General features: G+C 54.0%; 11 protein-coding genes. 3 read left to right on the forward strand and 8 right to left on the reverse strand.

Annotation, left to right across the window (positions count from 1 at the left end; translation table 11 throughout):
* Nucleotides 1-215: 215 nt before the first annotated feature.
* Nucleotides 216-1,766 (reverse strand): DNA methyltransferase, encoded by a 1,551-nt coding sequence (locus VB672_RS22445; RefSeq protein ID WP_329786419.1) that lies wholly within the window; start codon nucleotides 1,764-1,766, stop codon nucleotides 216-218.
* Between the two features lie 158 nt (nucleotides 1,767-1,924).
* On the reverse strand, nucleotides 1,925-2,260 hold the full coding sequence (locus VB672_RS22450) for a hypothetical protein (RefSeq protein WP_329786420.1): 336 nt from the start codon (nucleotides 2,258-2,260) through the stop codon (nucleotides 1,925-1,927).
* Between the two features lie 358 nt (nucleotides 2,261-2,618).
* Between VB672_RS22450 and VB672_RS22455 the strand changes: the two genes are divergently transcribed.
* Nucleotides 2,619-2,897: a hypothetical protein gene (locus VB672_RS22455; protein ID WP_329786421.1), complete on the forward strand. Its 279-nt coding sequence runs from the start codon at nucleotides 2,619-2,621 to the stop codon at nucleotides 2,895-2,897.
* 104 nt (nucleotides 2,898-3,001) lie between these two features.
* On the opposite strand, the gene VB672_RS22460 is transcribed toward VB672_RS22455, so the two are convergent.
* From VB672_RS22460 to VB672_RS22480, 5 genes are all read right to left on the reverse strand, one after another.
* Nucleotides 3,002-3,658, reverse strand: coding sequence for a hypothetical protein (locus VB672_RS22460; RefSeq protein WP_329786422.1), 657 nt, complete (start codon nucleotides 3,656-3,658; stop codon nucleotides 3,002-3,004).
* Entirely contained in the window at nucleotides 3,624-4,373 is a 750-nt protein-coding gene (locus VB672_RS22465; RefSeq protein WP_329786423.1) for a hypothetical protein, read from the reverse strand. Before VB672_RS22465 ends, VB672_RS22460 begins: the two co-directional genes overlap by 35 nt.
* A gap of 483 nt (nucleotides 4,374-4,856) precedes the next feature.
* On the reverse strand, nucleotides 4,857-5,240 hold the full coding sequence (locus VB672_RS22470; protein WP_329786424.1) for a hypothetical protein: 384 nt from the start codon (nucleotides 5,238-5,240) through the stop codon (nucleotides 4,857-4,859).
* Nucleotides 5,241-5,401: 161 nt separating this feature from the next.
* Nucleotides 5,402-8,062 (reverse strand): DEAD/DEAH box helicase, encoded by a 2,661-nt coding sequence (locus VB672_RS22475; protein ID WP_329786425.1) that lies wholly within the window; start codon nucleotides 8,060-8,062, stop codon nucleotides 5,402-5,404.
* Nucleotides 8,063-8,064: 2 nt separating this feature from the next.
* Nucleotides 8,065-9,675 (reverse strand): site-specific DNA-methyltransferase, encoded by a 1,611-nt coding sequence (locus tag VB672_RS22480; RefSeq protein WP_329786426.1) that lies wholly within the window; start codon nucleotides 9,673-9,675, stop codon nucleotides 8,065-8,067.
* A 168-nt stretch (nucleotides 9,676-9,843) separates the two neighbouring features.
* Between VB672_RS22480 and VB672_RS22485 the strand changes: the two genes are divergently transcribed.
* Nucleotides 9,844-10,761 carry a restriction endonuclease gene (locus VB672_RS22485; protein WP_329786427.1) on the forward strand — a complete coding sequence of 306 codons (918 nt, stop codon included), beginning with the start codon at nucleotides 9,844-9,846 and terminating at the stop codon, nucleotides 10,759-10,761.
* 23 nt (nucleotides 10,762-10,784) lie between these two features.
* On the opposite strand, the gene VB672_RS22490 is transcribed toward VB672_RS22485, so the two are convergent.
* Nucleotides 10,785-12,350, reverse strand: a complete 1,566-nt coding sequence (locus tag VB672_RS22490) for an SIR2 family protein (RefSeq protein WP_329786428.1) — start codon at nucleotides 12,348-12,350, stop codon at nucleotides 10,785-10,787.
* A gap of 552 nt (nucleotides 12,351-12,902) precedes the next feature.
* On the opposite strand from VB672_RS22490, the gene VB672_RS22495 reads away from it, so the two are divergent.
* Nucleotides 12,903-13,603, forward strand: a 701-nt coding sequence (locus VB672_RS22495) for a tyrosine-type recombinase/integrase (RefSeq protein WP_329786429.1), incomplete at its 3' end; no start/stop codon positions are given.

Consider the following 13,603-nt stretch of genomic DNA (forward strand, 5'->3'; position numbering starts at 1 on the left):
AGAGTTCGAGATCGGTCAGGATACCCGACATTTGGTCTAGATATGCCATTTTTTGTTGCACGTTCGAACATGTGAACGACATGCTCAAAGTCAAGCTGAAGTTCGGTTGAATTGCGTAAACAGCGGGCTTCACTTTTAAGCCGAAAGCAAGCGGGCCAAATGCATGAGGGGGATCTGACCTACTGATCTACGAAAGCCCTCAATGGTCAACAGTGCTATCTTAGAGGTTCGCTGTCTCGACCGTTAGAATGGGTTGCCCACCCAGCAACTCGGGCTCGGGCAACTTCGACATACTCTGCCTCGCGCTCAATCCCAATGAACTTTCTTTCCTCCATTATGGCAGCGCACCCGGTCGAGCCGCTTCCGCAAAATGGGTCAAGAATTGCGGCTCCCGACTGCGTTGATAGCCGTAGAAGCCAACGCAGTAGCTCAATCGGTTTTAGAGTCGGGTGAGTATTTTTCATTCCGGCTGGAAGGTAGCGGTCTCGCTCGCGGACAGAGACTCGTGGCGCATAAAAATATGGATGAAATTCCTCGCTCAATTCACCAATGACGTTCATAGGCAGCCGCGACTGACCATCCTGTGCCTTTAGATAAGTGGCTCGAACGTCCATGCCGCCGACGCCATACTCCAGGACATTATCGGCGAGATTGCCACGTCGTAGCGGCTTGCGTGCGACAATGATCACGTCGTGTGCTGGCTTGAGACTGCCCCGAATGCCAGAAAACCGTTCGAAAATCGGGGCCGTCTCTGGTGCAATCTCCATGATTTTCTCGGGCGTCAGCGCAAGGCCCGCCCGTGGGGGCACGCGCCCACCTGGAGTTGGGAAGCGCCGTCGCTCGGCGAGGAGTCCGACGATCTGACCGGATCTCTTCCGAGCCATCACCGGTCGTTTCGCAAGAACTTTTGCGACATCCATGCCCAGCCGCAGGCCGGTTTTGAAGATCCGCGCGATCTGATCGCGGACCTCGAACCCACCCAGTCGGAGACTGAGGGCAACAAGATCGGCTGTTCGGGGTGCTGCGAATACGAATGCATGCCCACCGGGTTTCAGACTGCGACATACCTCGCGCCAGAGAGATGGTTGGGGCAATGCATCATCCCAATGATCCTGATACCAATCCTGTTGTAGGTAGCTTCGGAACGCCGAGTTCGCGAAGTCAAAGTCTCGTCCTTCGGCCCATGCTTGTACGATCTCGGTCACGAGCTTTGGCGTAAAGTCCCCCAATGCATACGGTGGATCGGTCACGCAGGCGTCGAAATGCTCACTCTCGAACTGGCGCAAGACGGCTATCGCATCCCCATGGTGGACCGTAAACGTCGGCTGCGCTCGAACTATCGAATGCCAGGAGTTCGCTTCTCTATTAATGGTGACGAGCCGCAGCGGCTGGCCATACGCGGTCAGGAGGGCGAATAGGCTTGCTATCTGGCCTGTGCTTCTCTCCAACTTGATTGCGGTTGGTTTCGAGATCTTCGCGATAGCCGCTGCTTGCTGAAGTGAAAGCCCTCGGGCGTGCCGCAGTTCACGGAGCCACTCTCCAAGAACGGCTCCTTCGGGTTGCCCAGCGATCCTGCCATTGAGAGTGTCAAGAACCCGAACAAGAGAACCAACCGTTCCCTTTCCCGCCTCCAATCCGGCAACCGTATCGAGATCGAGCCCCGTGACTTGGGCAACACGGCGCTGGGTGAACCGCTGAGCATGGCGGATGGATCGCAGTTGTGATCCAAGGCTGACAGTAGCGTCACTTGGGAATGGGAAATTCATTGACCGAATCGGGGACAGGATGACGTAAACGGGATAGAAAGTTACCCCATAAACCTTTACCCCTCTCATCTGGTATCCGGCGATCCACAACAAAGTCGCAAACTGCGAATGAGCCTTCTCTATAAGAGTGTGCAGTCACTGGTGTGACGCGGAGAGGATCAACCGAAAAACAACTTGAACAGTGTTGCGTCATACTCTCGGGCAAACCTGTAACGGCGTCCGACGAGGCGACCACGCTCCCGAAGCGGCTCGATCTCATGATCACGAGGACAGTGCTGGACACACCAGTACTCGCGCTCCCGAAGCTGGGTGAGATATTCGTGGTAGGGTAGATCCTCGCCATTCAGGCCAACCGCATCAACGACGTATGGAGTAGCGGCACGACGCGCATCATCGACGAAGCCGTCTTTCAATCCGAGCGCCTGTCCGATCTCTCGGATGGCGGCTGCCATACAATAGTGGGCAGAAGCATGGACGTTCTCGTGATGGCGCATTGAAATCTCTCTGAACGGTTCCCTGTATTTATCAGGCGAGATCCATTGAGACGCCTTGTATTGACAGGCCAATAAATACCGGATGCTCAGGAAATGCTGCTCTGCACACCGTTGCGCAAGGATCGAGTGCGCTAAATGCGCCAGGAGGTACGCTCGCCGCGTTGCCCGTGACTTCCTATGTTCAGCCACCAGCCCAATCTATGCAATCACCATCAATGCCGGGATCGGCGATCTCGATGATTTCAAGCGATGGCGTGTTAGCTTATGGAATGCTGTTTTCTACAGAAGAGGCGTATGCCGCTGGTGGAGGGGCATTCATTTGCGCCTTTGGTGTTGCCAGAACGGAGGCGTCCGTGGAATGGCTGCCCTTGGTTCAATCACCGAAAACGAATTTCTGACCGCTCTTGGATCACGATGGCCGACTACCCTTCGCCAGATCGACCCAGAGGCAGTGCGCGATGAACTCTATGCAGTCGTTCACCCTGATATCATCATGACCGACGACCCAAGCCGTGCTCGTTACCAACCGAGACAGGTCGCCGTGCGCCCGAGTCATGCTCGCGCGAAGTCGATACATTCCGGCGATGCACTGGTACGTGACCCGTTTGATGATCCGATGCCTCTTCTGATCGCATGATGTCCCAGGCACGAAGACAGCTTTCAGAGGAAAACCACCCACGGCAGTGGGTGTCCCTAAGAAAGTCGATACATAGCTGTCAGCAGGGTCATTCGCCGTGTGGGTCACAGTTTCCTTAGCGCGTAGATCTGATCGAAAATGGCTTCTGTTTCTTTGTAAAGCCGTTCTGCCTCTGACCGCTGGTGAGGAGGGTGAGAGTCCGGGTGAAATACCCTGCGGAATGATTTTCTGGCCGCAGCCAGAACATGATTTGGGCATTGCTCGTCGAGGCCAACCTTCCCGTAGAGTGGATTGGACTGTCCACCAGACAAGGTTCGTGCCACTATGTAGGCCCGAGCATGAGTTCGTTCCTTCATCAGCCTTGAAACGACTGAGATCGCACGGTCCCGTTCATCCTTCATGCGCGTTAGCGCGGCAGAGAGGATCTGCACTACATCTTCAGCGGTGTGATCCTCCCGAATATGAAGGTCGCCATAAGCGGCGGTGCTGGAGGTCCATTCAGTAACAACCTTATCACCTTCTGCAAAGATGGACTCAAGGTTCACCGCGTTTGCTCCAGAATTGCTGCACTGCTGCTGGCGGAAACGAGCCCGCGCTTCCTGCTGCTCCTTCTCCCGCTCGTAGCGCTGGCGACGAACTCGGTCCCAGCGCTCTTGGAAGGGGGACTTGCGATCACCCTGATAGCTTTGATGGGTCTTGTTATCCTGGTGATCATTCGGGATGGCATCACGCAGCATCGGCGAACTCTTGCGCAAGGTCATCAAGATCATCATGAATCAGGTCGAGATCATCTCGGAAGAGATCCAAAGCACCCGCCAGTCGCGCAACGCGATTGTAGCGGCCAGCCTGCATATGATGAGCACGAATCTGCACTCCCGCAGCATGGAGCTTCTGGATGATTTGCTTGATCGTCTCAGGATCGACCGCCGTATTCTGTGGGCCGTACGCTCCCTCAAAGATCCATCCAGAGGCGAGGCATTCAAGCTCGATGATGCACGACTTCGGCAGATATTCCACATAGACAATGCGCCCAAGGGCACACTGAGGAATTTTGGTCTCTAGGCAATTCCCGAACCGTCTGGCTGCATCTCGCACGGCAGCAGCATTCCGCAGAACAGTCATTTCATTCGGATCAAGTGTCGGAGTTGGCTGCCAGAAGCGTGTCGCTTTGCTGATCCAGCGGCGTGTCCAATCTCGAATGCTTGTGCTGGGCTGCAAAGCCTCTAGCGATGCAACGAGTTCGTCATCTGAAGTGTCTGGGATCACGAGCTTGATCAGTTCAATGGAACGCTCGAAATCCGTCGCTTGCTCGACCGACCTTATACGCTGGAGCGCCGGAAGACCAAGGTACGGAGCGGGGAGTGCCAAAATGATTGGGATCGCTTGTCGAGCAATCTGCGGGAGATACCGAAGAACAGCCACCCGCTCCCGATGCCGTGGCTCTGTATGTAGGGCAACAAGAGTACGGTATTCCATTCTGGAGAGCGGTCCCGCACCGAGCTTTCCGAGTGTTCCCACTAAACCAATCGCATTGGGGTGGAGCATCCGAATTACGTCTCGGACCCGCAGATTCAGGAGGACGTGGGCGATGTACTCCACGGGATCGGCATGCCCGAGGCTCCCTCGATAGTGATCGCCATTGAGCCGCATTGCGAGTTTGGAAGGTGCATCGTTCTCTAGCTCGCTGAGGCCGAGGCACATACACTGTCGGCGTAGTGGGCTCGCTGTTAGGAACCGCCGAAGTGTTCCTGGATAGGCTGCGTCACAGGCAACAAGATGGTTGAGCAGCCAGCCAGCCAAGGGAGTGGGTTGAATCGGGAGGGTACCCAGGCTCGGTGGGGTCAAAGGCGTCTCCAGAATGGTGGAAGATGCCCTACGATAACACCGAACTATGTTACGTCAATTGATAACTCAGGCTCTTTGGCAACTTGGCTCTGAGTACCCAGCCCATCTTAGAGACTATGTCCTGTCAAACTGTGCAGAGTGTATATATTCATCGTGCCGCAGTCGCTCGGGGGAGCGCTCTGAAAACCAAGGAGCTATGCGATCAACGCCTTCTTGGTAAGCGTTAGGAATGAGCCGCATCCCAACTTCTTCCCAGATCGCTGCCTCATCGAAGTTACCACGATAGGCACTAAAGCACGCGAACAAGCCAATAAGATGGAAAGCTGCCTCAGCACCGAATGAGAAACATGCTTCCATGACGGCATCGGAAGGCCCCTTATCTCCTATAGCTGTCTGCCTGTGGAACTCTTCCAGGGCGAGTTGCACGATTTCACAGACCTTCTCGGGTTCAACCCCTACTTTTGCGGCAATCTCTGCAAAGGACGACCCATAGCTCACGCGAGTTTGCTCCTTACCTCTCAGAAGCCAATCCCGGCTTTCGGGCTCAGCGGGTTCAGGACGGCGACACACTCCATCATCCTCGAAATTCTGCTCCAAAAAATTGGAACCGACCTCGGCTCGACGCAGTTTCCAGGTCCGAACTCCACTACGGGAACAAACTATCCCGCTCGGCTGTCCCGAATGAGCCGGTCAATGCGCTCAAATTCACGGTTCTCGACCATTATGAAGAGACACTTCCCTGCCGACCGTTCGGCCCATAGTTCGCCTATGAGCCGCTTCTCCTTGGCATCGTCAGCGCTGGCCAAATGCCCGCCTTTGTACTCCACGACAAGAATACGACCATCTTTCAGAAGCATAACGAAGTCCGGGTAGAACTTGTCCGAGGAGGTTTGTAGCCAAAATGAGTTTGGCTGGACGGTATTGCGGACCCAAGCCTGTGTCTCTAGGTGATTCTCGATATAGACGGCGCAGTCGTATTCCTCTCCACTCGTCTCAAGGTCGCCAATGACGCGAAACTGGTGCTTCTTGAAGTTAGTGCCGCCTCTGTAGGGTTGCCTATAAGAGTAGCGGCTTTCATCGAAAACCAGTTCCAATGAAGAATTTGTCTCGAACTCTAACCCGCTCTGCGGGAACAGAGCCCTCTCAAATGCAGAGGCTTCGCGGATCTCGCGATGCTTTGCGATAGTCCTTACCAGTGCCTCGACAAGCCGGAACTTAGCTCGGGCTGCACCCTCAAGACCCAAATTCGCCTTCTCCTCAAGTATATTCAAAACCTTTGAGATAAAGAGAGTGGACGAGATACGAGTAATGTCGCGCCGTGACGAGAAGGGTAGTCGCCGGTCGAGCCAATTCACCAGAGCATTTTTAGTCCATCCTCGCTCCTGCAAGGCTAGCGCAAGCTGTTGGTGGAGATCGGTTACGAAATCGACAGTGATTTGGCCACCATTGTCGATGTCCAACCGTGCCTCTTCGCCCGCAGGCTTAGGTGGCACAAAGAAGTCGAGGATTGACCCTGGATCACTCTCTTCCAGCTTCCAGGGTGTATCGAGGAAGTGCGCACGGTCAAATAACTGCGGTCCACTCGGCGTCTTGACAGCCAGGAGGGGCACCGCGAACCGAACTGGTGCGTCAGTTGGTTCGGTAGACCTCAGCCGAGCACCACGCGATTTGTTGACGAGAGCAACAACAGATTGGGACGCCTCCTTGGGCACTGCCAAAAGCATTGCGGTACGGTCGTAGTCAGTAAGGGTGCCGCGTGCCCGTATCCGGCCAGTCGCGACATCAACCTCGACACGGCCACCTGTTGCCGTCTCAATGTTGGTTTTGAAGGAGTTTGCATCAATTCCTTCGGGCAGCGCCTCTTCAAAGACGAAAGCTGAGCCACCTTCCTCCAAACCGCGAATAACTTCCGGGGCAGTGCGAACAAGGGCTTGGGCTTCCACCCGCTCAAACCCGTTACCTACAAGGCCGTCGCGGAGGGTATTTGCCGCATTTTGAAAGCTGGTTGTCGTAGCGAACGCGTAAGCCCGGTTTAGCTCCTCATGCTGTTTACGTTTTGCTCGTGGAAGACGCAGCACACGTCCTAGAAGCTGCTCCACCGCTCGGGGAGATCGCTGCTCTGCTATTGAGCAGAGCACATAGGCGAAGGAGCAGTCCCAGCCTTCCTTGAGTGCTTGTTGAGTAATAATGAAGCGTATGGGGCAGGACCGGTCGAACAGGTCTACACCGTCAATTTCACGAGCATCTCCTGTTGCGACCGCAACATGGTCTTTTGGCACGCGAAAGTCTTCGATAAGAAGCCTTCTGACCTCTTCGGGATGCAGCGTCTGGCGATCCTTCGATCTCGCCTCAGCTTGGATGAGCATGACAGGTCGAACGAACTCGCCAGTCTTCTTCTCTTCGGCCCCTGCGAGAGTCACAAGCTCATCGAGCCATGCTATTGCATCTCCTATCGTTTCCTTTGGCTCTGGTCTGCCACGGAGCACAACGGGAAGCTTGATCATTTCTGCGGCCTTGAGTTCGGCAGCAGAAACGTGATGCAACACATTTGAAGCGTAATTGCCTCTTGCCGGATCATGCTCATCCGGTGTCACCGGTGTTGCGGTGAACTCCACAATCAGTGACGGCTTCAGACGAGCTAGGGTATCAAAGGAAAGTGTTGTCCGTGCATTGTGAGCCTCATCGACTATCACCATCGGACGGCGAAGGCGAAGGACATTGGCGAGTGAGGGGACAGGGTCGCCATTGGTATCAAGTTCTAGGATCGACCGGAGACCATCTGGTAGCACGGAAAAATGGTCCATTAATTCCCCGTTGGGATCGTAGACCTTACGGCCTTCGGTGTCCTCAACGCGAAATGCTTGGATCGTAGATACGATTACGACTGCTCCACCATCGTAGTCTGAACGCTTTGCATAGAGTGCCTCAGTGAGACCCATGACACGAATATTTTCACCGAACCGCTCAACAAGAGCCAGACGATTAGGATGCGCTCGATCTTCCAAAGTTGCGAGTGTCTGATCCCGGATTACTTGTGAGGGCACGAACCAGAGAACTGTGGGATTATCAGTGCGCAGGAAGCTATCCGTTGCAACGCCTACCGAGTGCGCAGCAAGAATGGTTTTGCCCCCGCCTGTCGGAATGCGCAGGCATACGTACGGGAGTCCCGGCAGACCCGGAAGCGAAGTGTATGGTCGCTTTGTGACAGAGTAAAAAGCAGTGTCTGCGTCATTGAACTCGACAGCCTTCTCAAGAAACCGCCGAAGGCTTGAAAGCGTCTGAATCTGATACTGTTTAAGAGAGAAAAGGGGTGCGCTCATGCTCATACTCCCTCGATTTGATAGGGAATCTGCTTGAACGTCACCCCACAATTCCTGAGCCTATCCTCCGGGACTGAGCAACCTTCTGCGTACACGATACTCGGACCGTCGAGGATATTCTCAGGTTTGGGCAGAGCTTCTAGTAAGGAGGCCGTGAGGACACTCCCGCTGTTCAGATTTGAAAGTTCCACGGAAGATACTGAGTGCAAGAGGTAGATAGCCCGTCCCTGAAAAGTGCCAATCAGAGGCGAAGAGCCGTCAGCGCGCTTCGGAATAGGAGAGCCTGTTTCGCAAAAGAACACATGGGCAGCAAGATTCGGATATGTGACGGAGGAATTTACATTCCCATCAGCATCGAACAGAGGATCGCCTAGAGTGCAGAAGCGAAAACCTGAACCGCCCGTCCAACCAGTGTCTCCGGTAATTCCGCGACTATCCTCACCCGCGATCACCTTCTGTAGCCGTGGAAGGGCGTATTGCGCTGTATGCTCTTCCATTTCTACGACAATGAAACGCCTGCCCATTTTCAGGGCAGAGGTCGCAGTCGTCCCTGACCCGGCAAAGCTATCAAGAACTATGTCACCGGGGTTGGTTGCGATTTGTAAAATGAAGTAGAGCAACTCCTCCGGTTTTGGCGTCGGAAATGGCTCGCGGTCGGGCAGTAACTTACGTAGATGATCGCGCTTTGCACTCTGATTGGTTCCACCTAACTCGCCCGGTATCCATGTCCTTGGGACAACACCGTCCTGAACTTCGGTAAGATAACGCTTGATGATAGGCAAGCTGTCGCCGTCAGCGCCGAAATACACCCGGCTATCTGCAAGGGCATCTTCGAAAGTGCTCTCAGCAAAGCGCCAGTAATTTCCCTCTGGCGGTCGGACAACTCGGCCTGATGGAAGCGTGATTGGATAGCGAAGAGACTCAGTTCCACTTTTAGCGGTCCCGTTATCTCCTTGGAGCCACACCCCTTTGGGATCTTTATCAGGATTGCGATACCGAGAAATCTGATGAAGCGAACGCGGAAGCAGATTCCGCTTGGCAGCGAAGTGCTCCTTCTTCCGAGCAAAGCAATGTATGTATTCGTGTGCGCCGGAAACGTCTGTATCTCCACGACGCCCCTTATCCTTTTCCCAGACGAAGGTTGCTACGAGATTATTTCTGCCAAATATATCTTCTAGTAAGAGCCTAGCATAAGGAGCCTCATTATCATCACAGGAAACCCATATAGATCCATCTTCCGTGAGAAAGTCTCTAAGCAGACGAAGACGAGGGTACATCATGCATAGCCACTTGTCGTGACGCGACAAGTCTTCTGCTTCTTTGCCGACAACTGAACCGAGCCATGACTTTATTTCAGGCGCGTTTACATTGTCGTTATAAACCCACCCCTCATTACCTGTGTTGTAAGGAGGGTCGATATAGATACATTTTACCTTGCCTGCGTAGTAGGGCAACAGCGCCTTCAGGGCCTCAAGATTGTCGCCTTGAACAAGAAGATTGCCAGCATCGGGATCACCAACGCTTTTCGCCTTGTCACAATGTACCAGGCGATAGGGCACTTCGCGGTGGTGGTTCACAACCGCTCGTTTTCCGATCCAATCGAGTGTTGGCATTCGCTGTCCTATTAGTCCGAGGCCCTGGCGGGCTCTTGGTTGCTGAGGAGAGTCATTCCTGTCTGCCCTCTAGTGACCCTTTCCCATAGAGCAAGTCAGTGTGCTAGAGCTTAACAGCTAGACTAAAGTGCAATGATATTGCTTGTGCCGCACAGAATTGAGGTTTCCATGCCCATACCTGACTTCCAAACCCTGATGCTTCCAGTCCTGCGGGAGGCTCAGAAGGGCGAGGTTCGCATTGGGGATGTGGTCGAGCGACTGGCTGAGGAGTTTCAGATCACGCCTGAAGAGCGAGCGCAATTGTTGCCCTCGGGCAGGCAAACTGCGTTCTCCAACCGGGTTCATTGGGCGAAGTCGTTCCTCAGCAAAGCGGGCCTTGTGGAGCCAACTCGGCGCGCTCACTTTCGGATTACAAATCGGGGCGATCAGGTTCTAAGCAGCGCACCCGAGCGGATTGATAACCGCTTCCTTTCACAGTTTGCTGAATTTCGCGCTTTTCGTGAGGGCCAGGAGACAGCAGAGAGCAATAGTGCAGCCGCAGTGGCTGTAGAGGCGGACAGCCTGACGCCTGATGAGGTAATGCGCAAAGCGGCACGGGAGCTTGAGGCCGCTCTCGCTGGAGAACTCCTTCAGAAGGTTATAGCTGGCACACCCGCGTTCTTCGAGAGCGTCGTGGTGAGGCTCCTCATTGCGATGGGCTATGGTGGTTCTGTGAGCGACCTCGACAAAGCTCTCGTCGGGAAGTCGGGTGACGGTGGGGTAGATGGAGTGATCGACCAAGACCCACTCGGCCTAGACCGCATCTACGTTCAAGCCAAGCGCTATGCGGATGGCAACAATGTCGGAGCCGGGGCAATTCGTGACTTCTTCGGCAGCTTAGATCGCTTCAAGGCTAGCAAGGGCCTGTTCGTGACGACCTCAACCTTCTCGTCCTCTGCTCGGGAGACAGCCGAGCTTTTGAGTAAGCGGATTGTTCTAATCGACGGCTCCCAACTAGCGCGTCTGATGATCCGTCACGGGGTCGGCTGCCGGGTTGAGGAAACATTGACGATCAAAAAGCTTGATGAGGAGTTTTTTGATGAGTGAGGCCCACAGATGCTGCCGTTAGCTCATTGCCGCCCAGGACCATTCCTTAGCCAGTCATAGAAGCAGATTAGGCGCGAAAAGTTCGACCGCCGCCCCGACTCAGACATTTGCTTGTCGAACTCAGCCTTCAAGAAAGCCTGTAGCTCCTCCAAGTCGATATTTTCAAGTTCGAGGAGGGGCGCAAAAAAGACGATCCCGTCAGTTCCTCTCTTCTCTTGCAGATCTCCAAGGCAGACATCTTTGCTAAAAGATCGCTCAAACGCCTTCTTGTATTGATGCGGCGGATGAAACGAGCTTTGCTTAGCATTTGCTGCCGCTGCTAGTCTCGCGCCAAATCCATCTTTTCTTATCTTGCCTGCTTTTGATACTAAGCCAGCCTCTCTCAGGTACTTAAAAACCGGCACATACTTCGCACCGGCAAGAAATTCTTCGAGATTGTACTTTATTACGCTCTTCGAATCCAAATCGTTAGCTTCGAAAACCACATCCCTTAGAAGGTCATACCTCTTCAAGCCAACATGGCCCTTTTCCTGAAGAGACCGGATCGCTCCCACTCCAAGTACGATCTCGAAATCCTTCTCCTCAGCACCCGCGTTGATGTCCTTAACGAACAGGCGTCCACGTGGATCGTTGTTGAGCACAAGATCATAAACTTGCTCTTTTAGCCTGCGAAGAAGTTTCGCCGGGAAGCGTCGCTTCACTTTCCCCATAGCAGCATAAACAGGCGTGAAGTCTGCTGTTCGAATGCGTTTCACGGGAATCGTAATGCCATTTTGGAGCAGACTTGCTCCTTCGAACACACCCTCTTCCTCGGTCTGATCCCACTCCACAAAAATCAGGCGATCTTGGAGCTTCGCGACTGTAGCGCCATCCAGACATCCTGATATCGAAGATATGATGGCAGTTATGTTGGGATCTGAAAGCGAATACCCTAAGAACACCACAGGATGTTCAATGAATGTAGCGAGTAGCTTGGCGGCAAGATAAGGATTTTTCTTATGGAAGTTGTCGTAATCTTCTTTCGTAAGCACTAGAGAGTTTGGCTCTTTGCAACAACCATGAATCTTGTATATTTCTGCGATACCTTGCGGTGACCCAAAAAGAAGAGGCTCTTGTCCAATGTAAACGCGAAAGTCCGGGAAGATCGTCTCTAAGAAGCCATCCCAGTTCGTGGTTATTACTCCATCCGCAACAATGGACTTCAGTGAGGCAACTTCCCCTTCATGCCCAGTTGGAACTGCACGTCCTGCAACGTCCTGGCTTAGGTAGCGTGCAATCTCGATTTTCAGTGCGGAACTGTGTGAGAGACAGATGTCGCTGAATTGATCTCTGCTCGCGGTAAACCGGGCATCCGTCCACCAGATCGAGTTTAATTCTTCTGCGATCAAGGTTGCGACCGATGGAAGGTCGTTGTTGGCTTGCGCCCGATAATAGGCATACGGCTTGGTTGTGAGATTACTAAAGCGGGTGAGTAGCGCCTCCCAATTCTCCAATCCAAGATAACGCCGCGAAAGTCCTGCCCCGACAAAAAGGACTGGCGCAGTCTCGAAGCGAGACAGGTGTGCCAACATTTGATCGTAGACTGACATTTTGCCCCCGACTCACCTTTTTGCTCGGTTTACCATGACTACTTCTGGTAAGCAGTAGGTGTCAGTTGGAACTCCACTATACAGATCCGAACGGCTGTATTCCGTGTCGCCTGCTCACTCGGGCCAAGCCTTTGTCCGGATTCTTAACCCACATCATCAGGTTCACTGTCCACCTTCCTTGGCACCCTCCGCAGAGCCTCCTTTCCCACGTTCCGGCGCGGCTCTTCTGCCCCTCGTCGTGCATAGATCGTTTTCAAATCGTCCCGAGATCCGGCGACCGGTAGCTGCCAGAAGGACTAACGATGCGACCCAGAAATCCTTGACGAACTAATTTTCCGTGAGACCCTCCACCGAGAGGCAATGGTCGCGGAGTTCTGAATGGCGTCGGTCTATCGTCGAGGAAGCGTCTGGTGGGTGCGGTTTCGGTTTGGTGGTCAACACGTCCGCTGCTCCGCAAAGACAACGAAGAAGTCCGAGGCTCAAGCGTATCTACACCGTCTCCTAGAGGAGCATGCCCAAAAATCTCGTGGGGAACATAGTGCTCCTCGGCATTTGCTCCCCTACGCCGTAGAGAGATTTTTCGAGGAAGCAACGCTCAAGCCGCGAACGCTGGAAAGCTATCGGTTCAACGGCAAGGTTTGCGCTCGCCTCCTTGGACACCTTCATCTGGATGAGATCACCCGTCGAACCCTTTCCGAGTTTGTGAGCACAAGAAAGCGGTCGGGCGTCACGGACGCGACCATCCGGCGCGATCTGGCTTTCCTGAGTTCTGTCTTCTCAATGGCCAACCGCTGGGGTTGGGTGGACACAAACCCGGTCACAGCCCTCAATAAGAAGTCACTGAAGGAGAGCCGACCTCGAACTAGGTTCATCACGCGCGAGGAGTTCACGCATCTCTACCAGGCGGCTTCGGATGATCTCAAGCCGATCCTGGTCCTAGCCGTTGAGACAGGGCTCCGGAAGGAGGAACTCCTTGGTCTCAAAACCTCCAGCATCGACTTCCGGCGTCGCGAACTGCACCTTGAGATGACCAAGACCAACGCGCCCAGGCGTGTCCCCCTCTCAGCGAAAGCGTTGGAGACTATCCGAGGGCTTTTGGAGCAGCGATCCCGTCCCCGCTCGTCCTATCTGTTCTGCAAAGCTGATGGAACTCGGACCGGAAATCCGAGGAAGGCATTCTCGGGAGCCTGTCGTCGGGCAGGCATCGAGGACTTCCGGTTCCACGACCTTCGCCACACCTTCGCATCATGGTG

Source organism: Microvirga sp. CF3016 (genome assembly GCF_036314085.1).
Lineage (GTDB): Bacteria > Pseudomonadota > Alphaproteobacteria > Rhizobiales > Beijerinckiaceae > Microvirga.